Origin of the sequence: Thermococcus profundus (assembly GCF_002214585.1) — an archaeon.
Taxonomy (GTDB): domain Archaea; phylum Methanobacteriota_B; class Thermococci; order Thermococcales; family Thermococcaceae; genus Thermococcus; species Thermococcus profundus.
On sequence record NZ_CP014862.1, the window covers coordinates 966,263 to 991,280 of the forward strand.

The window sequence follows — 25,018 nt, forward strand, 5'->3', positions numbered from 1 at the left end:
AAGTCTTTCCCATAAGATCAGGCAGGGGAGAGCATGGAGGGAGAAATCACCTCAAACAAGGCCGTTTACACACGGAACGTGCCTGAGGACAGGCTTCAGCTGGTTGAGATCATTGACAAGAGCAGGGCAAAAGTCGTCATGTTCATCGGCGACGTTGACAGCGGAAAGACCACTACCCTGACCTTCGTGGCCAACGAGCTGATAGGGAAAGGATACAGGGTTGCCATCGTCGACAGCGACGTTGGACAGAAGGGTATCCTACCGCCTGCAACGATAAGCCTCGGGATCGCTGGTGGGAGGTTTTCAAACCTGAACGAGGTAGCGCCGGTTGCGCATTACTTCATAGGGACAACGACTCCAAGCCAGCATACAGCAGAGACGGTGGTTGGGGTCAAGAGGCTCGTTGAGCTGGGAAAGTCAATGGCAGACGTTGTCCTGATTGACACAACGGGCTTCATCAGCGGCCGGGGATTTGACCTTAAGAGGCTCAAGATAGAGGCCACAGAACCCGACTTAACGGTTTTTATTAAGGGAAAAGGCGAGAGGGAGGGGGACATAAGGAGGCTGATGGATAGCGTCTCCAATCTGACCAACACGTTTCTTCTCCAGAGGAGCGGGGAGGTCAGAAGATACGATCCAGCTGAGAGGAGGGAGATCAGAAGGGTCAAATGGAGGAAGTACTTCGAAGGCTCCAGAACGGTTGAGGTAGATCTCTCCCATCTCAGAGTCTCAGGGACTTCAATGTTTTCAGGGAGGCCCCTTACACCCGAGGAGAGGGAGCTTATAGAGAGGATCCACGGATGGGTAGTGCTGGACGGATGGAAAGGAAAGGAGGAATACGCCGTAATAAAAGCGGGGGACGATGGAAAGCGGTATTACAACCGCTCCGTCATCAAGGCAGTGGATTTTGAGTCCCTCAGCAACCTCCTGGTAGGGTTCATAGACGGGAGGGGGCTGTGCCTTGGGCTGGGCATTCTGAAGTGGCCGAGGCTGAGCGAGGGGAAGCTTGAGGTCTTGACCCCTCTGAGCGAAGGAGAGCTCGCCAAAGCCACTGAAATACGGTTTGGAAGGATAAGGGTCACAGAAACGGGGGAGGAGCTGGGTCTTCTGATGCGCGATGAGCTTTAGCAAACATTTTTAAATCTCCCCCCGATTTTTATTAGGTGCGTCTAATGGAGGTCAGGGCTTTTGTAGAGATAACCAGGCCGCACAACTGCTCCTTGGCTGGCATAGTCGGTATTCTGGGTTCCATCGTTGCCCTCGGCTCCGTTCCCCAAATAAAAACTGCGTTGCTGGTGTTTCTAGTGGTGACCCTCGGATGCGCTGGTGGGAACACGATAAACGACTACTTCGACTACGAGATAGACAGCATCAACAGGCCGGAGAGACCCCTTCCCAGGGGTGCGATGAGCAGAAAAACGGCTTTCTGGTACGCGATGTTTCTCTTCGCCATTGGCCTCCTGACGGCGTGGTTGATATCAACTTACGCCTTCCTCTTCGCCCTCGCCGCTTACGTCCTCATGTTCCTCTACGCGTGGAAGCTCAAACCGATGCCGTTCATAGGCAATCTCGCCGTTGCTACCCTGACCGGAGCTACGCCCCTCTACGGGGCCATCGCAGTTGGCAGGTTTGGACTTGCTGGAACCCTGGCCGTCTGTGCCTTCCTCGTCAACGTCGCCAGGGAGGTCGTCAAGGACATTGAGGATATGAAGGGTGACCTTCAGAAGGGGGCAAAGACACTGCCGATAATAATCGGGCCAAAAAAAGCGGCCTATGTGGGAGCTGGCTTCGGAATAGCCACGGTTATAGCCTCTTTCCTTCCCGTGAGGGCGGGAGTCGGAGTGGGGTACTACGCCATGGTTCCCGTGGATCTCATTATTCTCTACGCGGTTTATCTGATAGCCAGGAACCAAGATAAAAGAACCGCTCACAGATCCCAGATCCTGCTCAAGGTGAGCATATTCCTGGCCGTTATGGCCTTCCTGATAGCTGCACTCGTGTGAGGTGGTGAGAATGGAGTTTAAGGACGAAATCGTCAAAAACCTGGAGAGCGAAGGGCTCTGGACCGTGATCACTTTCAAAACTCCCCACGGCCCGGGAGAGACTATGAAAGAGCTCTCAAACGCAGTAGAGGAGGCCGGCTGGAGGATAACGTTCAAAGCCAACTGGTGGACGGCGGACATACCCTACGGCCTCATAAGGATCGACGCCGTCAAGGATGGAAGGGAGAAGATAATCCTCGGAAAGTGGGTTCTGGGGAGCGAGTACTCCCTGATAAAAATAGAGAACATGGATCTTGAAAGAGGTAAGGAAGAGTTCTTCCGTATGGTGGACAGCATAACGTCGACGCTCATACACGACCCGGTGATAAGAACCATGAGGGAGCAGTACTGACCGCTTTTTCTTTTCCTTTGAGGTCGAAAGAAAATGGACAAAGTAGAGCCTCAAAGGGGCTCGTAATAACCGGTCTCCGGCTCGTAGATCTCCCCCTCGGCGAGCAGCTGGGTTATTGCCTCCTCGACTATCTCCTCATCGAAGTCCTTTGAGAGCTTCTTAACGATGAAGCGGTGGGAGAGTGGTTTTCCTTTCTCTGTGAGGAGATCCATGACGGCTTTCTTAGCCTTTTCGAGTTCTGGGTTCTCCTCGGGCTTTTCCTCCTCGACCGGCTCCTCAAAGAGCTCCTCCTCAAGCTCCGCGCTCCTCTGCTCAAGCATCAGTGTGTAGAGCTCGTCTATGGTGAGGAGAAGATCCTCATCCACCCCCTTGTTCTTGGCTATTACCTTTGCCTTGGCGGTTATGCCGTAGCGGTCGTAGATGTCGAAGGCTATCCTGGCCTTTCTCGCGTGTTCGGCCTTCTCCTTGAGGGTCTCAAAGCGGTGGAGGATCATCATGTTCGGGTGAACCGTGGAAACGCCCTCAACGAGTATCTGCTTGTCGTCGCGCCACTCGGCAACCTTTCCGATTACCTGAACGAGATCACCCTTCTTGACGAGCTTGACGAAGCGGGTGTTGTCGCGGAAGGCGAGAACCCATATGGTCCCGGTTCCATCGTCGATCTGGAACTTGCCGTAGGTCTCGTCGTCGCTTATGAAAGGCTCGCGCACAACGGTGGCAACCACTTTAACGCGGTAGACTTTCCTGGCGTCTTTGGTTATGATGTAGTTCGGCTCCAGGTCGCCGTCGCTCTTTATGTAGTAGCCGTCTATGATGTCCCGCAGGTAGACCCTGCTGGCTGGCAGGCGCTTCTTCATGCCTCCTCACCCCCTTCCCAGAAGGCAGTCTTTGCCTCTATCTTCGGGAGGTACTCCCTCTCTAGCTTCTGTATCTCCTCTAAGCTCTCCAGATCAGCGCCGCTGAAGTCCTGGAGCACCTCCCCATAAATGTGGATCCCTTCGTCGTTCCTGATGACCCTGCCGATAACCCTTACAAGCTGTCCTGGCTCTGGAAGCACGTTCTCCTCGCTCTCGATAAGAATGACACCGGTTCCGTCGTCGAGCCAGAAGGTATAGTCCATTTTGTCTATCTTGAAGGCCTTTCCTATGAGGGCGACGCGCGTGTCGTCTTCCTTTATCTCGGCGATCTTCCTCTCAACGGCGGGCTTCCTCCGCCTGAACCTGGGCTCGCCTTCAACTTCCATCTAGATCACCCCTCAACCTCTTCGAGCCTCTTTAAAGCTTCCCTGAGCTGGCTCCTCTCGATGGAGATCTCCCTCTTGAAGTCTATCTCGTCCCAGCCGAAGGCCTTCAGGATGAGACCGAAGAACTTGTCGTCGATGACGTTGCCCCTCGTCACTATCTCCTTCCCGAGAACCGTGTAGAACTCCTCCTCCGCGAGCTTTCTGGAGGCCTCCTTGGGAGTAGCCCCGGCCTCGATCAGTTCCTTCTGCTTCTCGTAGATCTCCTCGGGATCCACGCCGAGAAGATCCGCCGCCTCGTCCCCGAAGAGTGTAACCCTTATGTAGCCGCTTCCGTCGTCGAGGCCGAAGTCAACGACGGTCATCTTAACCGGTTCGACTTCACCGTGCTCCGGGCAGATCCATGTCTCGGTGGCTGGATCGTAGTCAACCTTCCTCCTGCACTGGGGGCAGGCGTCGTAAACTGTGACGCGGTAGAGTCTAGCCACAGTTCCCCTCAGCTCTATGAACTTCTCTCCTCCCATGAGGTCGCCTATCTTAACGCGCTTGTAGTTGTAGCTCCTGACCTCTTCAATGGGCGGTATCTCCTCAACGCGGGGATCGTCGGTCGGGTTAACGATTATCCTGCTTCTGAAGTTGACGTGGAGCTCAACTCCGTTTCTCCCCTCGCGGACGCTCGGGTTGATGACCTTAACGACGTCGCCGGGGTTTATTTCGTTGTAGTACTTTCCAAACTGCGAGTCCCACAGGACGAGCCTGACCTTTCCTGTGGCGTCGTAAATGATGAGGTTGGCCACAACGCCTTTTCCGCCGTCCCTCCTCGTGTATTCCCTTGGTGGATACTTCCTGAGAACCCTGCCCACGACGTTGACGCCGGTCATCCCGGGAACAAGGTCTCCGAGCTTAAGGGCCTCTTCCTCCTCTTCAAGACTGATTCCAAGTTCCTCTGCAAGGAGAAGCGCAGCGGCGTGTTCTCCGACACCCTCACGCTTCATGATCTCCTTGAGTTTTTTCTCTATCTCTCCCTCACTCATGCCGGTCTTTGACCGGACGAGTTTGAGGATGTCCTCCTTTGTAAGCACTGCCATAAAACTCACCTAGATGGTAATTCATGTCCCCGTATTTAAACCTTTCCGGCTTTTGGAGAGCCGGAGAAGTGAGAACCTGCCGCAACGTGTAGTGCCCTCTTTGGCCCGTTTGAGGGCATTAGCATCTCGTTCTTGTGCTTCGGCCCAAGGATCTAGACAACTCACTTCTGGTTATCATTGAAGAAATGAAAATGGCCGGAGGGGGACTTAATTGCCTCACGTCTCGTTTTCCCGTTTTATTTCGTGAACTAAAACTTTCAGTCTTTCTATGAAGTCTTCGCTAACAGGGAGGTTCTCTTTCAAGAGGGTCTCGGCCGTGCTTATCGCGCTGAGGAGGTCGTTCAAGTTCTTCACCGTGTAGAACTTGAGGTCGTTGAGGGTGTTGAGGAGTTCGGCTTTGTTGTTGAGTTGCGCGTACGCGAGGGCCAGTTTTCCGAGTGTTTCAACTACTATTCTCCTGTTTTTCCGAATTTCCTCTGGTGTTGTGCTCTTCTTCAGTGCCGAAACACTCCAGCTGAGGGTCTTTTTGAGTTCTTGGACTTCGCTTTCCAGCTCAGCTTTCCGCCTCTCAACTTCTTCAAGCTTTCCAACGTCTTTTAAGAACTCGTCAACGCTCTGATAGCGCTCCTCCTTCCTTTTGGCTAAGAGCTTCTCGAAGATTTCATCGTATTTTGCCAGCTCCGGATCGATCTTTGATGGTGGAGTGAACCTGTAAGTTTCGTCAACTATCTTTCCGAAGACCTCTTCATAGGTGTAGCCCTCAAAGGGAAGCTTTCCAGTTAGGAGCTCGTAGAATATGACGCCCAACTGCCAGATATCGGTTCTCGCGTCCGTGTGGCCGTATTTTCCGGGCAGGAGGTGCTCTGGAGCCGCGTAAAGGGGAGTGTAGCCCATTACGCTCCTGCTTGAGCTCATTGTTCCAATTTTTGCCAGGCCCCAGTCAGTTATTTTGGGAGTTAAATCGCTCTTGAGGAGGACGTTTTGAGGCTTTAAATCACGGTGGTAGATTCCTTTAGAGTGGGCGTGTTTTAATCCTTCGGCAATTCCCCTGACGAGTCTCAGTGCAGTGCTTTCATCAACGGGCTTCGGGTACTTTTCCAGGTCTCTGATGGTCTTTCCGTTCAGTTTGAAGCCCTCAACGTACTCCATTTCAAGGTGCGGTACTGGGAGGATGTCCGCGTCGTAGAGTTTGACGATGTTCGGATGGTCGAGCTGTAACCATGTGGATACTTCCCTGAGGAAGGTCTTGCTCGTCTTCTCATCTATACGCGGGATTTTAAGGGCCACGATTTGGCCGTCTTTCTTTCTCCTTACTTTGTAAACTTTGGCGAAGCCGCCCTCACCGAGGAATTCTAAGGGCTCGTACTTGTTGAGGAGTTCTGCCGGGAATTCCGGATGATAGTTCGATGGTTGAGATGCTGAAGTTGCTGCCAGTTGTGGTGTGGGGCTCTCCATATGTTCTTGGGCGGGGTGTTTTCCTTGTGTGGCCTCTGGTCTCCGAGAGGGTTCACTGGGTTTCTTCCCGCCCCTTGCCTTTGCAGCTATCCCTCCTATGAGAGCAAGGATGAGGATTGTTCCGAGAGCGTAGAGGAGTTTTGATGAGAATCCTGTTGAAGAGGAGCTTACCGGAGTCGTTGATGATGGGGAAGTTGAAGACTGAATGAGGTTTGATGTTGTAGTGGTTGTGGTAGTTGTTGTAGTGGTCGCTGTTGTGCTTGTGGTAGTCTTGATTATGGGCTTCAATTGTGGAGTGAGCGAGAGGGTTTTCCCGCCCGTTATCGTAATGTTCGCGGAATAACCCTCATAACCCTCTTTAACAAGTTTTAACTCGTGCTTGCCCTTCGGCAACTTGTAGTCTGTGATTGGAGTCGTGCCGATGAGTGAACCATCAACGTAAACTTTAGCTCCTTCAGGGGAAGTTATTGATAAGTAACCGAAAAGAGGTGATAGTACTGGAGAGATCGTCTTGCTCTCCCCTGGGTTAAGGGTTATTGTGGTGGTATAATTCTCGTAATCCTCTTTAGAGAGTTTTATCCGATACGTCCCGGGGCTGAGGGTCAGATTTAATGGGGTTATCCCCTCGTAAGTTCCGTTAACGTAAACCTTAGCACCTGCTGGATCTGAATTAACCGAGAGAGTCGCTGGTTTGGGGGTTAGCTGGGCTGTTATTGTCTTGTTTTCCATTGGAGCAAGGGTTACTGTGGTAGTGTAGTCCTTGTAGTTCTCTTTGGAGAGTTTTACCTGATAGGTTCCGGGATTGAGGGTTAAAGTTAATGGTGTTACCCCTTCATAGGTCCCGTTAATGTAAACTCCTGCTCCACTTGGCTCAGAGCTAACTGAGAGGGTTGCGGGCCCATACTGCGTCTCCACCTGTGGACTCCATGAATGAGGATAGGCGTTTGAGTATTCAACTTCGGCGTTAGTCTCGTGGATTTCTGCGTTTGAGTCTTCAATGGTTGGGTAAGGCTCATTAATCTGGGCGTTTGAGTCTTTGTAGAAGCTACAGCCGGGAAGGTTCCCGTCCGGTGGGAGGCGGAGGAGCCAAGCATCTGCTCCAACATCAAGGATGGTAGGTTCTGCTCCATTGTCTCCTGCGATGATGATATTCCCATTATCCATGATAGCAACTGCGTGAGCATCATCAAAATCGTTTCCACCATAGATCTTTTCCCATTTAATGTTCCCATTATCATCAAGCCTGAGAACCCAAACATCAGTCCCGCGAGCACCAAAGTTTGAAGTTACTCCAGCTATAATAATATCTCCGTTGGAAGCGATGGCAACCGCATAAGCCTCATCATAAATATCTCCCCCATAAGTTTTCTGCCATTTAATGTTCCCATTCTCGTCAAGTCTCAAAATCCAGGCGTCATTATTACCAGCACCAAAGCTACGAGTCTCTCCAACGAGGATAATGTCTCCATTTGGAGCAATGGTGACTGCGTAAGCCCAATCGTTGTCTTTCCCTCCGTAAGTTTTCTGCCATTTTATGTTTCCATTCCCGTCAAGTCTGAGAACCCAAACATCACCATATGCAACGTCAAAACTCCACGTTTCTCCTGCCACAATGATGTCTCCGTTGTTAGCCAAGGCAATCGCGTAAGCCCTATCGATACTACTTCCCCCATAAGTCTTCTGCCACTCCACCTTTCCGTTCTCGTCCAGACGAAGAATCCAAACATTGGGTCCGTTAGTTCTAAAACTCCTAGTGTATCCAGCAACGATAATGCCCGCATTTGGAGCTATAGTGACTGCATGAGCTTCGTCATCATACTCTCCCCCATAAGTTTTCTGCCATTTTATACTCCCATTCTCGTCAAGCTTCAAAACCCAAACATCTTTACCCCCAGCGCCGAAACTTTCAGTCCAGCCTGCTACGATAATGTCCCCGTTATTGGCAATAGCAACTGCTGAAGCTGAGTCATTTTTGCTTCCACCGTATGTTTTTGCCCAAGCGAGGCTTCCATCTGGGTTGAGCTTCATCACAAAAGCGTCGTATCCTCCTGCTCCGGTTGAGTTGGTATAACCAACCGCGATAATACTCCCGTCCGACCAAATCTTGACGTCATTGATAACGTCAGTGCCAGCCCCGCCGTAGCTCTTAGCCCAGTAATAGTTGTCTCCTGCGACGGCTTTCGTTGGAAGTATTACGAGCGACCCCACCAGAACGGCGGCAAGTACCAGCGTGATGAGCCTTCTCATCTCCCTCACCTTCAGCGTTTTGTGAACGTGGAAAAGAAAAAACTTTTCCCTTCATCTTCAAAATCTTCCTAACTTAACCTTATGGGAGTGTTTTCCTTGATTTTTCCTTTAAAACTTCTTCCAAATCCCAAAGGTCGTAAACTCCCTCAAGCCCTTTCTTCCCTTTAACCTTCCTCGCCACGAGGATTGGGAAGGCCTTCCCCCTGTACCCAGTGGCTTTTATCCTCTCCCCTAACCACTCAAGCTCCCTCTCGGCCTCCTTCCTGTTCAGCTCTTCCCACTTAACCTCAAAGAAGGCTGCCTCGCCCCTCCCAACGGCCACAACGTCTATCTCGAATGACTCCTTTCCCTTCTCTTTATCCTTGAACTTTCCCCACAGCTTTCCCCGGCTTTCAATCTCAAAGGGAACAAAGAGATCTGCCAGCGCTTCTATTAGCTCCTCAACCTTCCTCCCGATGTATGAGTTGAACTCGTTATCGTTCCACCTCAGCGCCCCCCGCTCGATCTTCCCGTAGTTCCTCCAGAGGAAGCGGAACCAGAAGTGAACGAGGTTCTGAGAGATATAATAGCGGTTTCTGCCCCTCCCGAAGGCGTCCTTCTTCTTCACGATCAGCTCGTAGTCCTTCTCAAGCGCGTGGAGGTACTTGGTGAGGCTCGTTTCCTTCACCGAGAGGTGGGAGGATATCTCGCCGAGGGTGTGCTTTCCCTCGCTTATCGCCTGGAGGATGCTGAAGTAAGTTCGGTACTCCTTCCCAAGCTCCTCCTTGAGCATGAGCATTACCTCAGGGAACATTGGATAAGGCTCCTCAAAGAACATCGTCCTTATGAAGTCCTCAACGGGCATTGAAAAGCGCTCAAGGGTCTCGTAGTACTTCGGAAGCCCGCCGAAAACCGCCCACATCTTAACGGCATCCTCAACACCATAGCCGAGGTCTTTCATAATCTCCAGGACGGTTTGAAAGTCAAGCTCCCTCAGCTTCACCACGATGTCGAACCTGCCGTAGAGAGGGCTGTTGTAGTCCTCTATGAGCTTCTTTGACATTGAGATTAGGGAGCCCGTAACAACGAGCTTCGCCTCCCGGTGCTTGTCGAGGAGCCTCTGGAGGTCATAGACGAAGGAGGGATTAACTTTGAGAGCATTCTGGAGCTCATCTATGAAGACGGTCTCCCCCTCCCTCATCAGGAACTCTACGATGCCCTTCATGGTGCCTATCTCCGGGATGTAGCGCCTTTCCCTTATCTCCTCCAGCCAGTCCCTACATATCAGGGCCTCGTTCTTCTCTGCTGGTATGAAGAGCGTTATGGGATTTAGGGCCTCCTCCACGAGTCTCGTCTTCCCCACTCTTCTCCTCCCTATTATCGCAGCTCTCTTAGCCTTCCTCAGGAGTTCAACCTCCTTCTCCCTGTCGTAGAACTTCATGGTCATCCCCGGCCGTTGTTTATACCTGGCAGGTATAATACCTAACAGGTATAAAAATGTTGAGGATCAGCTCCCAACCTCTTAATATTCCTCATGCTCGTTCAACTTACTTCCTCACCAGCGGGCTCTTGACCTTCCTGAACTTCCCCTTGAGATCCTTCATTCTCTTCCTTCCCTTCCAGCTTGGCAATGATGTCGGTGTACTCCGCGTGCACGACCCTCTTGAAGGCCTCCTTGATGACGTTCGGGTCGTTCTCAGGGAAGCCGTAGAGCTCAGCGAACTTCTGAGTCGTTCCCAGAAGTTTGGTCCTCTCGTAGGGCTCCGCGTAAACAAGTCCCATCTCAACAAGCTTCTTTATGTGCTCGTAGGCCTGGCTTCCGCGGAGTTTGATTATCTTACTCTGCTCTATCGGCTGGAGGTAGGCTATCAAGGCGAGAGTCTTGAGCTCACCCGTCCTGAGGTCGGGTCTGGGCATGAGGTGAATTACCCTCTGGCTGTACTCCTGCTTCACCTGCATAACGTATTTGTCCCCGAGAACCCTGACAATCTCTATCGCGCTCTTCCTCTCCGCGTACTCGGCCGCTATCAGCTCTATGAGCTTTTCGAGGTAGTCAATGGATTTTATCCCAAGGGCCTTTGAGAGCTCCTTCAGACTGAGGGGTCTTCCAGAAACGAAAAGTGCAGCCTCGACGAGGGCCTTGTCTTCGAGCAGTCCCATGATTCTCACCACCGAAGGGTTTGGGCGCTTAGTTAAATAAAGGTTTGGGGTGTTGGGTGGGGGCGTATCGTCCATGAAAGCACAAAAATCAAGAGAAAACGGGAGATCACTTCTTTCTTCTTACAAAAACCATTGGAGTGAGAGCGGCTAGGGCTACGAACCCCGGCCCGCAGATGCCGCTTCCCCCTTCGCTGGATGTTGTTGTGGGGAGCTTCTCCGGTTCTCCCGCCTTAACGAAGAGGTAGTAGAGCTTGTTCACGGTTTCCATGCTTTTCGTGCTGTTCCATGGGAGGAGGTAGGTTTTTCCGCCAACGAACAAAAGGGTGCCGTTGTTTTGAAGGGCGATCCTAACTATCTCGGGGGTTGCGCTGACGTTGTACTCGCCCTCGATGATTCCCACCAGCTTACCGTCGTAAACAATCCCGATGGCCGGGACACCGGTTATACCCGTCAGCCTGCTGATGTTGGTAAGGACTTTCCCGTTGTGCTGGTTCCCGTTGAGTTCGTAGTAGGTGAACCTGTCGTATCCGTATGTTTCCGGTATCAGCTTCTTCATGTGCCTGCAGTGTGGGCAGGTGCTCATGCCGTACATGTAGAAGTGGATCTTTGATTTCTCAAACTTCCAATCCGCCGCGCTCGCCAGCGGGAGGAGCAGGATGGAGAGGATCAGGAGGATGGCAAACGCGGACTTTAACTTCTTCATTTCTATATCACCATTCAAAATACCTCCCGAGCGTTATAACGTTTCTCCCTCCACCAGATTTTTATACTCCGCGGACGTGCATTAATCAAGGTGAAGGGAATGGAGATAGGCGTCACGATATATCCCCAGTTCATAACGAAGGACAAGACCCTCGCGTCGATACTGGCGGACGTTAAGATAAAGGAGTACGACTTCGTCTCGGTGTTCCCGCACACCCTTGGACTGATCGTCAACGGCCAGGTCGTTGAGAAGAAGCTCCGGAACATTGAGAACACCCTGAAGGGGGTTGGAATAGACTACATCATAAGGATGCCCACCTCAATGAACCTCAGGGATCACATCTACCACACCAGGCACTTCCGCGTGGCCAAAGCCATAGCGGACGTCTCCATAAAGCTCGGGGCCAAGGTTATAGTCATGCAGAGCGGCAAGACCGGAAGGCTTGACCTTGAGATAGAGGCCCTCCAGCAGCTCGCGGACATGGTGAAGCCCTTTGGAATAAAGATAGCCCTGGAGAACACTTACAGCGTTAAGGACACCCTATACGTGGTTGACAACGTTGGGAGGGACAACGTGGGCTTTGCCCTCGACGTTGCACACGCCTTCCTGAGCGCCCAGGGTGACGAGAACAAACTACTTGAGGACGTCAAGCTCGGAACCGACAAAACGATCATCCTGATGATACACGACAACTTCGGGAAGCTCTTCCCCCAGGTCGAGCCGGAGGATGCCCTGGCGTACGGCGTCGGTGACCTGCACCTGCTCCCCGGGGAGGGGAAGATACCCTTCGGCAAGGTTCTCAAGCTCTTCGGGGACGTTCCAATACTCCTGAAGGTCAAGGATCCCGAGAAGTTCTCAAAGATACCGACGAAAAAAGGATTGATAGAGCTCCTGACGAGCCTCTGAACCTTTTAAACTCTTTAAATTTAAAGTCGGGAGGGGGGCTCACTCCTCTCCAAAGATCAGGTCGACGAACCACTTCTCGTCGAAGGGCCTCAGGTCGTCGTAGCCCTGACCAACGCCCACGAAGAGAATTGGAGCGCCTATCGCGTGGCTTATGCTCAAAGCTGCTCCTCCCCTTGCATCGGCATCTAGCTTGGTGAGTATGACCCCGTCTATCCTAACCGCCTCGTTGAACTGCCTGGCCTGCTCTATTATCGAGTTGCCCGCCAGGGAATCCCCGACGAAGACGACAAGATCGGGCTTGGTGACGCGGACGATCTTCTTCATCTCGTCCATGAGGTTTCTGTTCAGCTCGTTCCTACCTGCGGTATCGACGAGCACCACATCGATCCCCCTGGCCTTGGCGTGCTGGATGGCGTCGTAGGCGACTGCCGCTGGGTCGGCCCCGTAGGAGTGCTTTATCACCTTAACGCCAACGTTCTTCGCGTGCTGTTCCACCTGCTCTATCGCCCCCGCACGGAAGGTGTCGCTGGCCGCTATGACAACGCCCAGACCGTTCTTCTTGAGCCAGTGGGCAAGCTTGGCTATGGTGGTCGTCTTCCCGGAGCCGTTGAAGCCGACGAAGACTATCACGTAGGGCTTTTCTCCCTTCTTTTTGATCTCCTCCAGAAGGTCGATCCTCTTCGGTGGAGTTAGGACTTCAAGAACGGCCTCCTTAACGGCCCCCTCGATGATCTTGCCCTTGTCTGTTCCGATTCTAACCTTCCTCCCCACGAGCTTCCTCTTTATGCTCTCCCTCAGCTCGTCAACGACTTCTAAAGCAACGTCCGCCTCAAGGAGCTCTATCTCCAGATCCTCAAGGGCCCTCTCCACGTCCTTCTCCTTTATCTCAACCTGGAGGAGCTTTCCAAGAAAACCTGGTTTTTTCTCTTCCTTTGCGGAAACCTCTTCTTTCTTCTCAGCTTCAGCGGGCTTTGTTCCTACCTCAGGAAGCTTCTTCTCTTCTTCCTCAACCTTCTCCTCGACCTGCTTTGTGAACTTCTTAAGCTTCTCCCTGAGCTTCCCGAACATTCTCACCACCGCTCACCGGGCAACTTATTCCTATATATGAGTATCGGACGCCTCAGCGATAGCTGGTGTCATCACAGCTCAGACCCGAAGCCACACATCATCGGCCTTTCCTAACAAGTTTCGAGGACTCAACCACCTCACCGTTCTCGAGCTTATATAGGTTGACCACTTCGGTGTCAACGGTTTCACGCCTGTAGGCCACGAGGTAATCGACGAAAAACCGTATCCTGTACCGGCTTATCGAATCGCCAATGTACTTGCCCTCGTAGAGGAGAACAAGCTTATCCCGATTCGACTCAAGCCATGAGTAGAGCTTTTCCTGGGCGGTTTTCGATCTAGAGAGGGGATTCACGATGAGGTAGGCGTCAAAGCCCGGATTTTCCAGGGGATCCCCTATGAAAACCTCTCCTTCAACTTGGAATGGCAGGCTCTCGGCCAGTATTTTCCACCCTTCTCTTCCCCACTCGTTCAGGAATATCCTCGCGAGCCTCTTGGCGTTTCCCGTCATCATTATTCTCCCTGATTTGAGGTAAACTAGGTCTGTCAGTTTCAGCGGCACTCCCACACCCCCTCACAAATCGGAGTTTTAAACTATTAACGGGCGGGAATTCAAAAGTTTTTCGTCAGAATTTCTATGTATGGCAACAACTTTCATTTACGAACTCGACAAACCGCAAACTATATATCTGGGGCGGTGTCATCATCACCGACAACCAATTTAGGGGTGTTTGCATGAAGAAAGCCATCTTTGCCCTGTTGTTGATAGGGCTCGTAGGATTTAGCGTCGTGGCCAGCGGCTGTATCGGCGGCGGTGGAGGCGGAAAGACCAGCACCACCAGCTCAAGCCCAACCAAGACCTCCACCGAGGCCTCTGGAACTGGTACCACAACCCAAAGCCCAAGCCAGACCGCAACCTCAGGCCAGGGATACAAGGGCGCCATAGCCATCGTTTATGACGTTGGCGGCAGGGGAGACCTGAGCTTCAACGATATGGCCTACCTCGGGGCCAGCAAGGCCGCGAAGGACTTCAACCTCCAGCTCGTCGAGCTCCAGAGCAGCAGTGAGGACGACTACTACAAGAACCTTGAGACCCTCGCCAAAGAGAAGAAGTACGCCCTCATAATAGCCGTTGGCTTCATGATGACCGAGTCGGTTGAGGCAATCTCCAAGAAGTACCCCGACCAGAAGTTTGCAATCGTTGATGGTGACGTTTACGACAGGCCGAACGTTATGAGCATCAAGTTCAAGGAGAACGAGGGTTCCGCCCTTGCCGGTGCCCTCGCGGCCCTCATAGCGGCCAACGACAACAAGAACAAGGTTGGAATCGTTCTGGGTATGGAGATACCCGTTCTCTACAAGTTCGAGGCCGGCTACCGCTTCGGTGTCAAGTGGGCCGAGGACTACTACAAGCAGAAGCAGGGCAAGGACGTTAGTATAGACGTCATCTACCAGTACACCGGATCCTTCAACGATGCCGCCAAGGGTAAGGCCGCGGCCGACGCCCAGCTCCAGGATGGGGCATGGGTAATATACCAGGTCGCCGGTGGAACCGGTCTCGGAGTCTTCAACGCGGTTCAGGAATACCTAAAGTCCCACGGGGATAAGAAGATGGGACCGCCTTTCGCCATCGGTGTTGACTCAGCCCAGGACTGGATCAAGCCGGGAGTCATCATAGCTAGCATGATGAAGCGCGTTGACGTCGGTGTCTACAACGCCGTCAAGGCTGCCCTCGACGGTAGCTTCAAGGGCGGGGCCCTTGAGCTCGGTCTCAAGGAGGGCGGTGTCAAGCTCAGCACCGTCGACGACGTTATGACCATGTTCAACTCCCTCCCCGAGGACCGCCAGAAGGACAAGCTCAAGGAGCTCGGCTTCAACAGCAAGGACGAGCTGAGGCAGTTCCTTGAGAACACGAGGAAGCAGGTTCCCGACTGGATATGGCAGGCCGTCGACGAGCTCCAGCAGAAGATCATCAGCGGGGAGATCAAGGTTCCGGCTCCGACCAACAAGGACGGAATCGAGAAGATCAGGAGCGCCGGCACCTGGCAGGAGATGGAGCAGCTCGCGGGCTGACCTTTCTTTTATTCTCTCTTCCATTTTGAGGGGGTGTTTCTGTGAGCCGGGAAGGACAGCCGATCATAGAGATGAAGGATATAGTCAAAGTCTATTCGGACGGAACCAAAGCCCTTAGGGGCGTGAATCTCACCGTTTATCCCGGAGAAATCCTGGGTCTCCTCGGCGAGAACGGAGCCGGAAAGACGACTTTAATGAAGATCCTCTTTGGCATGCTCAAACCGACTTCTGGTAAAATCGTTGTGAAGGGGCAGGAAGTTCGTTTTAAGAGCCCCTCCGATGCCATTGCGATGGGCATCGGTATGGTTCACCAGCACTTCACCCTCGTTGAGGTTTTTGACGCTCTACACAACATCATCCTCGGTATGGAGGGTCACGGTCTTCTCTCCAAGATCGACGTTGGGAAGGCAAGGGAAAAGCTCCAGAAACTCATGAACGACCTCAACTTTCAGGTTCCCCTCGATGTCCCGATCGAGGATCTACCTGTCGGGGTTCAGCAGAGGGTCGAGATTCTCAAGATGCTCTACAGGGACGTTGACGTCCTCATCCTAGATGAGCCCACGGCCGTTCTGACGCCAATAGAGGTCGAAGAGCTGTTCCAGGTTCTCAGGAAGCTCAAGAGCGAGGGGAAGACGATAATATTCATCAGCCACAAGCTCAACGAGGTAATGGAGATAACCGACCGCGTTACCGTGATCAGAAAGGGGGAGGTTATAGGAACCGTCAACACGAGCGAGGCAACGCCGCAGCTCCTGGCAAAGATGATGGTCGGGAGGGACGTGGTTCTGAGGATAGAGAAGCCGCCGAAGGAGCCTGGAAAACCCGTCCTTCAGGTGAGGGACCTCTGGGTCAAGGGTGACAGGGGGGAAGAGGCGGTAAAGGGTCTGTCCTTTGAGGTTAGAGAAGGCGAAATATTCGGCATAGCCGGCGTGGAAGGCAACGGACAGACCGAGCTCATTGAAACTATCACCGGGCTGAGAAAGCCAGAGAAGGGGGAGGTTGTCCTGAACAACACCCCTATAACCGGGAGATCCCCAAAGGAGCTCTACGACATGGGGATGGCCCACATCCCCGAGGACAGGACCAACATGGGGCTCATCCTCGACATGACGGTGACGGAGAACTCCATCTTGGGTCTCCAGTGGAGGAAGAAGTTCCAGCGCTGGAAGGGGGTTATCCACTGGGGAAAAGCCAGACAACACGCGGAAAAGTTGATCGAGGACTTTGACATCTCCGCGCCTGGAACAGGAGCTCCGGTAAAGAGCCTTAGCGGGGGCAACCAGCAGAAGCTCATCGTGGCAAGGGAGGTCAGCAAGGAGCCTGTTCTGATCGTGGCCTCCCAGCCGACGAGGGGTGTTGACGTCGCATCAACGGAGTACATAAGGAACTACCTCGTGAGGCTGAGGAACGAGGGAAAGGCCGTTCTCCTCGTTTCGGCCGACCTGGATGAGGTTCTCCAGCTGAGCGACAGGATGGGGATAATCTACGAGGGAGAGTTCATGGGCGTTGTAAAGCCTGAGGAAGTTACTATCGAAGAGATAGGCATGATGATGGGAGGTATCCGCTATGAAGAGCTCGGAAAAGCCAGGAGTGAGTGATGTACTCTCCAAGATCAACGTGAAAGCCTTCGTCGAGAGTCTCATAGCAATAGCCATCGGCTTCGCCATAGGCGCGGTTATCCTAGTTGCTTTCGGCTACGACCCCGTTAAAGCGTACAGCGCCCTCTTTAGGGGAGGCCTCGAGTCAACCGACAACATCGCCGCTACTCTTCACTACTCAACCCCGATCCTCCTAACGGCCCTGACCTTTGCAGTCGGAGCCAGAACGGGAATCTTCAACATCGGTGCCGAGAGCTCCTTCTACTTTGGAGCCATAGCGGCGATAGCCTTCACGAACATCTGGGGCAACCTCTGGTTCGGTCTGCTGATGGGAATGATCCTCGGCGCCCTCTGGGCCCTCCCGGCTGCTCTGCTTAAAGTCTACCGCGGGGTTCACGAGGTCATCTCCACCATAATGCTCAACTGGATAGGCTGGTACTTAATGCTCTACCTGATAGTCGGTCCCTATGCAAACCCCATGAACCCAATCAAGACTATAAAGGTCCCAGATAGCGCGAGGCTTCCCCTCATCGGAGACACCATTCTGTCATGGGGCTTCTTCATCGCGGTGCTGGCGGCTGTGGTTACGTACTTTATCCTCTGGCACACAACCCTGGGCTTTGGAATGAGGGCCAGCGGCTACAACCAGAGGGCGGCTAGATACGGGGGAATTAACCCGAAGATGGCTATCATCTGGTCTTTTGTAATCGGAGGGATGGCGAGCGGCCTTGGTGGAGCGATGAAGATAATGAGTGAGTTTCCTGGATACGCCATAAGCCAGGGTGGGGCGAACATCTACGGCTTCGGCTTCGACGGAATCGGCGTCTCCCTCGTCGGCAGGAACCACCCGCTCGGCATAATACTCTCGGCGATCTTCTTCGGAATGCTGAAGGCGGGAACCTCATCGATGCAGCAGACTGGTGTTCCCCTTGAGATAGTCAAGGTTATCCAGGGCATCATAATCATCACCGTCGCCATCCCCGGCCTCTACGATCTGCTGAAGAAGAGCGTTAAGAGGGGGGCTGCCTGATGGACGCGGGAGCGATCATCTTCATACTCAAAACCTCCCTCATGGCAATGGTCCCCATAGTCCTGACGAGCGTCGGAGCCGCTTGGAGCGAGAGGGCCGGAGTCGTCAGCATAGGCTACGAGGGCGTCCTTCTTGCCAGCGCATTCTTTGGGGCCATATTCGCGGAGATGACGGGACATGCGAGCGTGGGCCTCCTTGGTGGTATTCTGGTTGGGGTGCTCTTTGGAATGCTCCACGGGGCCCTCACGGTCTACCTCAAGGGAGACCACGTCATTCCCGGCATAGGAATAAACCTGCTGGCCGCGGGCCTGGTTCCCTTCGGAATCATAGCCTACTGGGGAACCGCCGGTCAGCACCAGCTCCCCGATTCGGCAAAGCTGTGGCACATTAAGCTGGGCCACAACGGTGAGATAAGCCCCATGGTCATCATCACGGTGGTGATCGCCCTGGTGACATGGTGGGTGCTCTTCAAGACCCCGCTCGGCCTCCGCGTCCGCTCCGTTGGTGAGAACCCAGAGGCGGCGGATGCGCTCGGAATAAACGTCGAGAAGTACCGCTTCTGGTCGACGGTCTACGGCCACGCTCTAGCTGGACTGGCGGGGGCATACATGAGCGTGGACTGGCTTGGGATGGTCCACAAGACGATGTCCGGGGGAAGGGGCTTCATAGCACTCGCCAACATGGTCTTCAGCAACTGGAACCCGCTGATTTCGCTCATCGGCGGCTGGCTCTTCGGATTCTTCGACGCATTAGCTACGTGGCTGGCACCGAAGCACATGGTACCGGAGCAGTTTATCTACATGCTGCCCTACATAATGACCCTGATAATCGTCGCGGGAATAATAGGAAAGGCAAAGCCGCCCAAATGGGACGGAAGGCCCTACAAGAGGGAGTGATCCCTCTTGTTCCTTTTCAACTTTTCAAAATATAGCCAAGGGCCGTTCCTAGTGCCAGACCGGCGAAGAGGGCTGAAAGGATATAGGCTGAATCTGTGCCTCCGGAGTTCTTCTGAACGATCACCTTCTCTCCGGCGGCTTTTAGAACGCTCACCGTGTTCTCCTTAAGGATCTCAGTGTAGGGTTTACCCTCCCAGAAGACCACAACTCCCCCAGTGGGCTTTCCGCTCTTTTCCGCGAGCTCGAAGGCGGCTTTCTTAAGCTGCTCCGGGCTCTGGAGGGAGTAGAGGACGAGGTCAGAACGTTCGGCGGTGGGAAGGAGATCATCAACCCCCAGGGCCGGTACTTCTTCCTCAGGCTTTATCGATGCAACCACCTTTATCCCGAGCCACTCCACCGCGTACTGCACAGGGGGCATGTTCACAACGGCGCTCTTGTTTCCCTCCAGAAAGCCAGCGTAGGCCTCTTTTATGGCCTCCACCTTCACCCTGAACGACTCGAACCCGGCTCTGTATTTATCCGCGTTGCCAGGATCGACCCCTTCAAGCGCCTTCTCTGTGGCCCTCGCTATCGCCAGGGCGTTGTCGGGATCAAGCCAGACCCCGTGGGGGTTGTCCTTGTCGTTGTACCATCTCTCGGGCAGATAGCGGAAGCCCTCGGCCCTGTAATCATCTATCAGGAGCACCTCCGCCTTTATAACTCCTTCTTCCTTGAGTTCTGCGATTTTAGCCTCAACTGGGAGGTGGCCGCCCGTTGTGACTATCACGCTGGCCCCCCGAAGGAGATTCACCTGCTCAGCGCTGAGCTGATACTCGTGGGGATCGGCACCGAGGGGAATTAGGGTTACCACGTCAACCGAGTCCCCAAAGGCCTCTCTCACGATGGAGGCTATCGGTCCTATGCTCGCGACGACCAGGGGCTTTTCCGATGCCTCTGTCGTCGGAATGAAGAGCCCGCTTAAAGCGATTACAACGGCCACAGTAATCAGCGCCCTGCGCATGTTAGATCACCCTAACCCATCATAACCGGCTCCCTTTAAAAGACTTCCACAAAAAACATAAAAACTTCAGTTTTTCAATTCCTACTCGGTGATAACATGAAGAAAGTATTTGCTGCAATAATAATTCTGGCAATACTTGGCATTAACATAACCCTCGCCGCGCCCGTTGAGAGCGGCACTGTGTACGTGGATGAGAATGTAAAGGTCCAGATACACCCGAACGAGGAACTTCTGGGAATAGTCTACTACTTAGCTTTCGGCAACGACACCTTTGTGATAGACAGAGGGGACTACATAAATGAAGTGGAAGCCCATTTTGGAAAATATCGGAACTCCACGGCTGTGATTGTCCTTAAGGACTACCTCTCCCGTTTCGACAGCATTTATCAGAGGGACGCGTACTTAGCTACAATTGAGGCCACCCTCCTGCTCTGTTCGGAGCCTCCTGAGCTGAAGATGTCTGAAGAGGAAGAAGATGCATCCGGGGATTATCTTGATTATCTTAACTGGTTCAAAAACAAATTCCTGCCAGCCCTGAGAGAGTTTGCCAACGAAACCAACTTCACGGAGTTTTACCGGACTCATCAGGATTACTACATGGAAGACCTGAGGGTATACAAAGGGGCACTCTCCCTTCTCCCCCCTGACGAGTTCATGGAGGAGTACGCTGGTGTCTCCAACGTCACGTACGTCTTCCTTCACCCGTATTTAGTGGCTATCCACGGCCACAACTGGATGAACACGGAAAACAACAGGACTGTGTGGGGAGCGGCGGGCTTCCTTCCGCTCGTGAGGAGGACGCCTCAGAGAACTGTGTGGAGCTACAAAACCGCCCGCGACACCATGATGGGACTCCCCCTCAACAGGGACCTCATAAACAGCACCGGCCTCGACGAACTGCTGTATCTGACGTTTATTTACCACGAACTTGGCCACGATATCACACTTCCCGCCCTCTATCTCTCCAACGTCGAGGAGTACGAGTACCTCCAAGACGTTATAGCGGAAGACATGGAGTATCTGGCAAAATATGACCTACACTTCTGGAATCCTATAGGGATGATTTACGAGGGCTTCGCAGACGCCTGGGCCGACTATGCCACAAGCCACGTCAACCACAACTACACCCTCCTTGCGATGCAGATGCAGAAGGCCTGGGGTGAGTTCTGGATCGAGCGGCTTTACAACGAGATTCAGAGCTGTGCACTCGAAGTTAAAAGTGGAGAGCTCAAAAACATCTCCCTCTGCGTCCCTCGCGCGCTGGAATCCCTTGAGGAGTTCGCATCCCCCGAAAACGTCACAGAGGTATACAACCTTGAGGTGCCGGTTACACCCTTAAGAGCTATCGATAGGGGGTGGATGGGTAATAGAGTCGTTGTAATCTATGGAACTGCAAATCTAAGCCCGACTGAAAGGGAAAACATCAAAAGCTTCGCTGATGAGGTCGCGGAAACCCTGAGGGAATTCTACAGGAAGGGCGGCGGAATAGACGATGTTGTCGTCAAACCCGACGTAAACGTTACCCCTGCAGACCTCAGTTCTTACCTTGTACTCATCGGAACTCCTTCAACCAACAGGATCGTTGACATCTTCGACGACTACTTCCCGGTCCGGCTTGAGAAGGCCGGCGGGGAGTGGAGAGTAGTCCGCGGGAACAACGTCACCAGCTTCCTCCTCCTTGACGAGGAAAGTCCCCTCAGAGCAGTCTACGGCAACACCTCCGTCGCGGCGGGTGGACTAAAGGAGGTTGAGGAGGCTGCCCTTTTGATGGCGTCCGTAAACCCATACAACACGGACCATTACGTCGTCTGGATATCGGGAACGGACGAAAACCTGATTCAGCTTTTCAAAAACCCCACGTACTACCTGAGCAGCTACGAGATATGGACACCCGGGGCCATTGAGGTCGGGTTCTACAACAAACCCCTCGCGGAGAGGCTCAGCGAGTCGTTCAACGCAACCCTTCTATTAAGCCCGCAGACAACCACAACGACTACAACAACCGTCAGGACCGTCACTACCACGGCCCCCGAAACGACCACCACGACCAGCACAACTACCACGTCAACAGCTGCATCAACCACAACAACCTCCACGACCTCGCCATCTAAAAGTCAAACCACGAGCCCGGCGAAGACTTTGAGAACTACCGTGACGGACGAAAACATGTGCGGGCCGGCGGCCATTGCCGTTCTGGCTCTCTTTCCGCTTCTAATTAGAAGGAGAAGGTGAGGAAAAGTGGAAAAGCTTATTCCTTTTCTTTTTTTCCGTTTCCGTTGCTCTTTATGTGGGGCTTTCCAATGGCTATCGTGAAGCCCTTGAAGCTGTCGTCCTTTCTGTTAAACTCTATCGCCAAAGGAAGGCCGTTGTCCTCGTTGAAAACGACCCTCACGATTCTCGCCCGCGAGTGGTCGCTGAGGTAGCTTTCCTTTAGCTCCTCGTAGTTATCTATCACCTCGTCGATGCTCTCGCTGTGCATGTCATAGATTTCCCTTGAATAGACGCTGTGGTTCTTGATCTCCTCAACCTTCTTCTCCCTGTCCAAGCTACCACTCCCTCAGGCTTTGCGCCATTTGCCGTCCGAGAGCTTAAAAACGTTCCTCTTCTCCGCCATCCTGAGGGCTTCGTCAAGCCTCCCCCTTGGGACGTCGATTCCATGGAGCTCCTTGAAGAGGTCGAGGATTTCATCTGTGGTTAGAGCGTCCTTCTCCTCGAAGAGGTTGTTGACGAGGTTTATCATGTCCTCAACGAAGTTCCATGGGAACACTATCCATGCCCAGTCGATTTCCTCACCGTAATAGTCCGGTTTGAAGCGCGAGCCCTTTATCGTGAGGAGCGTCGCAGCTTTGACCTCCGCGGGTTTCTGACTCTCGACGTAGTTTTTAGCCAGCGTGAGGCTCTCGCCGGTGTCGCTGATGTCGTCGACTATTAGGACCTTCTTGCCGCTCAGGTCGTAGTTGCTGCCGTACTTCAGCTTCGCCTTTCCATCGGGGGTAGCTGTGACTCCCCAGTGCTCCACCTTGAGGCTGACGAGGTCCTTAACGCCCAGGTAGTCGCAGTAGAGCCTCGCGGCTACCCAGCCGCCCCTTGCAAGCCCAACCACAACGTCGGGCTTCCATTCATCTTCGAGAACCTTCCAGGCGCCTTCCTTCGCCCACTTCTCTATGTCTTCCCAAGAAGCCAGATAAGCCGGAAACTTCTTCATTGGATTTCCCTTAACGAAGCGGGGGTGACGATATATTTAAGCCTTTTGGCAGGTTTTGACATGAAAATGAAAAAGGGTTCACTTCCCGAAGAGCTTCACGTAGAGGTTTATACCGCTCTGGAACGCGGCGAGCCCGTTGAGCGTCGTGAATATCCAGTCCCTCCCCGCGTAGGCGTATATCGTCAATAGAACTGAGGCCGTGAAGTATATCAGGATGAACCCCATGTTCAGGGGGCACTCCTTCTTCTTTATCGTCTCTACCGTCTGCGGAACCCACGAGCCAACGAGGAGCAGCATTCCGATGAGTCCGAGTATCTCCGCTGGTGTCATTCTCTCACCCCCTAGCTCCGCTCTGGAGGCACTAAAAAACGTTGTGGACTTAAAAGGCTCAAAAAAGTTCTGGAAAGGGGCTTGGATTGACAGATTGAGACTAAACCGTCGTCGCCATCCGGGACATTGCCCAGGTCTTAACGTCATCGTCCAATATGTCGTTGATTATCCTCATCGCCTCGGAGACGTTGCCCCTCCTAGCAAGATCGAGGGCAACCTCCGCCTGTATCTTCGAACGGTTGGGGAGATCCCGGATGAACTCGGCCACCTTCAAAGCTTCATCGTGAAGGCCGAGGGAGAGGAAGTCAAACGCGAGGGCCATGAGGATCTTGGTGGCGTCTCCCAGGGGGAGATCTGAGGTGACGTTGACTGCCATCTCAACGGCCTTTGAGTAATCCCTTCCCTCTCTTGCAAGCTGAACGGCTATCTTGGAGAGGGCCTTTGCCTTGACTTTGTCGTCGGGTATCTCGCCGGCCATATCGATGGCCTCTGAATAGCGACCGGAGTTAAGGAGCCTCATTACTGTATCGTAGAGAGCCCGCGAGCGGTACCACACCTGCATGGTTCTTCCCCTTAATTCCTACGCCAAAGAGGTTTTAAAACTCCCGGTCGGCAACTTTAAAAGAAAGCAGGCCCTATTAACTCGGGTGAGCGGAAGTGAGAAATGAAGTCTGGAAGTACCTCACGTTCATCCTTGTGCTCGTTCTTGGAGTCTTTGTAACCTCAACCACCATCCTCTACCTTCAGAATCAGAGCATACAGGGTTATATCCCCGGAAACGCCACATGTAAAACCGAAGTAACCGTTGGAAACAAGACCCTTGAAACTGCCTTAAATGCAAGGATTGGAGAGCTGGAAGCACAGATTCAAGCCATGATGCTGGAGAGGGAGAGAATAAATGGCACCAACGTCACCATCGCCGTCGTCCCGATTTTTGGGGTAATAGACGAGCAAACTGCCCTCGACACAATTTCCACTCTGGAGGAGGTTGGAAAGGACAAATCGATCGGGGGGATACTCCTTTGGATTGAGAGCCCCGGAGGAGACGTTGGGGCGGTGAGGGAGATATACCAGGAGGTCCTTGTAGTCAGGTCCAGAAAGCCCGTCGTGGCGTACACAGGGGGTATGGCCGCCTCTGGGGGATACTACATAGCCGTCGCCTCGGATAGGATAATAGCGGATCCGCTGGCGGAGGTCGGAAGCATCGGGGTCATCTACGTCCACTACAACATGAAGAAGAACTACGCGATGAACGGTATAGATGTTGACGTTTTCAAAACCGGGCCCCACAAGGACATGGGCGCAGAGTGGAGGGCCCTGACGGAGGAGGAGAGGAACAAAATCAGGGGGATGATAGACGTCTACTTCCAGAGCTTCCTGAGCGCCGTGGGCATGGGACGGAACATGACGATCAACGAGACGAAAAAGTACGCGACCGGGGAGACGTGGTTCGCCACGGACGTTAACGGAACCCTCGTGGACGACACGGGCAACCTCCAAACAGCCATTCACGAACTCGAAAAGCTTATGGGTGTGGAGGGTGCAGAGGTTAAAATGTACGACTCCCCAACCCACAGCTACTCCCTTGGCGTCATGGGGGATGCCGCCCTCTACCTGGATCCAAGGTACCTCGCTCTGAGGGGGTGATG

At 53.2% G+C, this 25,018-nt stretch carries 24 protein-coding genes; 10 read left to right on the forward strand and 14 right to left on the reverse strand.

The features are described 5' to 3' along the window. Positions 1 to 33: 33 nt before the first annotated feature. From A3L09_RS05300 to A3L09_RS05310, 3 genes are read left to right on the forward strand one after another with little or no spacing between them, the layout of a single operon-like run. The gene (locus tag A3L09_RS05300) at positions 34 to 1,128 is read left to right on the forward strand and encodes a Clp1/GlmU family protein (protein WP_088857964.1); all 1,095 of its coding nucleotides are present in this window, start codon (positions 34 to 36) and stop codon (positions 1,126 to 1,128) included. Between the two features lie 44 nt (positions 1,129 to 1,172). Continuing rightward, positions 1,173 to 2,003 (forward strand): geranylgeranylglycerol-phosphate geranylgeranyltransferase, encoded by an 831-nt coding sequence (locus A3L09_RS05305; protein ID WP_088857965.1) that lies wholly within the window; start codon positions 1,173 to 1,175, stop codon positions 2,001 to 2,003. 10 nt (positions 2,004 to 2,013) lie between these two features. After that, positions 2,014 to 2,394 (forward strand): ribonucleoside-triphosphate reductase, encoded by a 381-nt coding sequence (locus A3L09_RS05310; RefSeq protein ID WP_088857966.1) that lies wholly within the window; start codon positions 2,014 to 2,016, stop codon positions 2,392 to 2,394. A 50-nt stretch (positions 2,395 to 2,444) separates the two neighbouring features. Here the strand turns inward: A3L09_RS05310 and A3L09_RS05315 are convergent, their stop codons facing one another. From A3L09_RS05315 to A3L09_RS05345, 7 genes are all read right to left on the reverse strand, one after another. After that, on the reverse strand, positions 2,445 to 3,251 hold the full coding sequence (locus A3L09_RS05315) for an OB-fold nucleic acid binding domain-containing protein (RefSeq protein ID WP_088857967.1): 807 nt from the start codon (positions 3,249 to 3,251) through the stop codon (positions 2,445 to 2,447). Continuing rightward, positions 3,248 to 3,637 (reverse strand): replication protein RepA, encoded by a 390-nt coding sequence (locus A3L09_RS05320; protein WP_088857968.1) that lies wholly within the window; start codon positions 3,635 to 3,637, stop codon positions 3,248 to 3,250. The genes A3L09_RS05315 and A3L09_RS05320 overlap by 4 nt, the downstream gene beginning before the upstream one ends. A 5-nt stretch (positions 3,638 to 3,642) precedes the next feature. Next, positions 3,643 to 4,722, reverse strand: coding sequence for an OB-fold nucleic acid binding domain-containing protein (locus A3L09_RS05325; protein WP_088857969.1), 1,080 nt, complete (start codon positions 4,720 to 4,722; stop codon positions 3,643 to 3,645). A 216-nt stretch (positions 4,723 to 4,938) separates the two neighbouring features. After that, complete coding sequence (locus tag A3L09_RS11020) at positions 4,939 to 8,424, reverse strand: PEGA domain-containing protein (protein WP_088857970.1); 3,486 nt, start codon at positions 8,422 to 8,424, stop codon at positions 4,939 to 4,941. Between the two features lie 79 nt (positions 8,425 to 8,503). Continuing rightward, the gene (locus tag A3L09_RS05335) at positions 8,504 to 9,850 is read right to left on the reverse strand and encodes an ATP-binding protein (RefSeq protein ID WP_232473589.1); all 1,347 of its coding nucleotides are present in this window, start codon (positions 9,848 to 9,850) and stop codon (positions 8,504 to 8,506) included. Positions 9,851 to 9,945: 95 nt separating this feature from the next. Continuing rightward, the gene (gene scpB, locus A3L09_RS05340) at positions 9,946 to 10,563 is read right to left on the reverse strand and encodes an SMC-Scp complex subunit ScpB (protein WP_088857972.1); all 618 of its coding nucleotides are present in this window, start codon (positions 10,561 to 10,563) and stop codon (positions 9,946 to 9,948) included. Between the two features lie 106 nt (positions 10,564 to 10,669). Next, positions 10,670 to 11,266, reverse strand: a complete 597-nt coding sequence (locus tag A3L09_RS05345; protein WP_088857973.1) for a glutaredoxin — start codon at positions 11,264 to 11,266, stop codon at positions 10,670 to 10,672. Between the two features lie 99 nt (positions 11,267 to 11,365). Between A3L09_RS05345 and A3L09_RS05350 the strand changes: the two genes are divergently transcribed. Continuing rightward, positions 11,366 to 12,172, forward strand: a complete 807-nt coding sequence (locus A3L09_RS05350) for a sugar phosphate isomerase/epimerase family protein (RefSeq protein ID WP_088857974.1) — start codon at positions 11,366 to 11,368, stop codon at positions 12,170 to 12,172. Positions 12,173 to 12,211: 39 nt separating this feature from the next. Here A3L09_RS05350 and ftsY read toward each other — a convergent pair whose 3' ends face one another. Beyond that, on the reverse strand, positions 12,212 to 13,240 hold the full coding sequence (ftsY, locus tag A3L09_RS05355; RefSeq protein ID WP_088857975.1) for a signal recognition particle-docking protein FtsY: 1,029 nt from the start codon (positions 13,238 to 13,240) through the stop codon (positions 12,212 to 12,214). A 97-nt stretch (positions 13,241 to 13,337) separates the two neighbouring features. After that, positions 13,338 to 13,799 (reverse strand): hypothetical protein, encoded by a 462-nt coding sequence (locus A3L09_RS05360; protein WP_232473591.1) that lies wholly within the window; start codon positions 13,797 to 13,799, stop codon positions 13,338 to 13,340. A 173-nt stretch (positions 13,800 to 13,972) separates the two neighbouring features. Between A3L09_RS05360 and A3L09_RS05365 the strand changes: the two genes are divergently transcribed. From A3L09_RS05365 to A3L09_RS05380, 4 genes are all read left to right on the forward strand, one after another. Beyond that, the gene (locus A3L09_RS05365) at positions 13,973 to 15,310 is read left to right on the forward strand and encodes a BMP family lipoprotein (protein ID WP_088857976.1); all 1,338 of its coding nucleotides are present in this window, start codon (positions 13,973 to 13,975) and stop codon (positions 15,308 to 15,310) included. Positions 15,311 to 15,381: 71 nt separating this feature from the next. Continuing rightward, positions 15,382 to 16,908 carry an ABC transporter ATP-binding protein gene (locus A3L09_RS05370; RefSeq protein WP_088858995.1) on the forward strand — a complete coding sequence of 509 codons (1,527 nt, stop codon included), beginning with the start codon at positions 15,382 to 15,384 and terminating at the stop codon, positions 16,906 to 16,908. Then, the gene (locus A3L09_RS05375) at positions 16,877 to 17,938 is read left to right on the forward strand and encodes an ABC transporter permease (protein ID WP_088857977.1); all 1,062 of its coding nucleotides are present in this window, start codon (positions 16,877 to 16,879) and stop codon (positions 17,936 to 17,938) included. Before A3L09_RS05370 ends, A3L09_RS05375 begins: the two co-directional genes overlap by 32 nt. Then, entirely contained in the window at positions 17,938 to 18,834 is an 897-nt protein-coding gene (locus A3L09_RS05380; protein ID WP_088857978.1) for an ABC transporter permease, read from the forward strand. The genes A3L09_RS05375 and A3L09_RS05380 overlap by 1 nt, the downstream gene beginning before the upstream one ends. A 16-nt stretch (positions 18,835 to 18,850) precedes the next feature. On the opposite strand, the gene A3L09_RS05385 is transcribed toward A3L09_RS05380, so the two are convergent. Then, positions 18,851 to 19,834 carry a metal ABC transporter solute-binding protein, Zn/Mn family gene (locus tag A3L09_RS05385; protein ID WP_088857979.1) on the reverse strand — a complete coding sequence of 328 codons (984 nt, stop codon included), beginning with the start codon at positions 19,832 to 19,834 and terminating at the stop codon, positions 18,851 to 18,853. A gap of 96 nt (positions 19,835 to 19,930) precedes the next feature. On the opposite strand from A3L09_RS05385, the gene A3L09_RS05390 reads away from it, so the two are divergent. Next, on the forward strand, positions 19,931 to 22,066 hold the full coding sequence (locus A3L09_RS05390) for a CGP-CTERM sorting domain-containing protein (RefSeq protein ID WP_232473593.1): 2,136 nt from the start codon (positions 19,931 to 19,933) through the stop codon (positions 22,064 to 22,066). 16 nt (positions 22,067 to 22,082) lie between these two features. On the opposite strand, the gene A3L09_RS05395 is transcribed toward A3L09_RS05390, so the two are convergent. From A3L09_RS05395 to A3L09_RS05410, 4 genes are all read right to left on the reverse strand, one after another. Beyond that, complete coding sequence (locus A3L09_RS05395; RefSeq protein ID WP_088857980.1) at positions 22,083 to 22,379, reverse strand: hypothetical protein; 297 nt, start codon at positions 22,377 to 22,379, stop codon at positions 22,083 to 22,085. 12 nt (positions 22,380 to 22,391) lie between these two features. Continuing rightward, positions 22,392 to 23,039 carry a phosphoribosyltransferase gene (locus A3L09_RS05400; RefSeq protein WP_088857981.1) on the reverse strand — a complete coding sequence of 216 codons (648 nt, stop codon included), beginning with the start codon at positions 23,037 to 23,039 and terminating at the stop codon, positions 22,392 to 22,394. A gap of 78 nt (positions 23,040 to 23,117) precedes the next feature. Further along, positions 23,118 to 23,369: a PQ-loop domain-containing transporter gene (locus tag A3L09_RS05405; RefSeq protein ID WP_088857982.1), complete on the reverse strand. Its 252-nt coding sequence runs from the start codon at positions 23,367 to 23,369 to the stop codon at positions 23,118 to 23,120. A 100-nt stretch (positions 23,370 to 23,469) separates the two neighbouring features. After that, positions 23,470 to 23,931: a hypothetical protein gene (locus A3L09_RS05410; protein WP_088857983.1), complete on the reverse strand. Its 462-nt coding sequence runs from the start codon at positions 23,929 to 23,931 to the stop codon at positions 23,470 to 23,472. A 95-nt stretch (positions 23,932 to 24,026) separates the two neighbouring features. Here A3L09_RS05410 and sppA point away from each other — a divergent pair, with 95 nt between their 5' ends. Next, positions 24,027 to 25,016: a signal peptide peptidase SppA gene (gene sppA, locus A3L09_RS05415; RefSeq protein ID WP_088857984.1), complete on the forward strand. Its 990-nt coding sequence runs from the start codon at positions 24,027 to 24,029 to the stop codon at positions 25,014 to 25,016. Positions 25,017 to 25,018 lie beyond the last annotated feature (2 nt).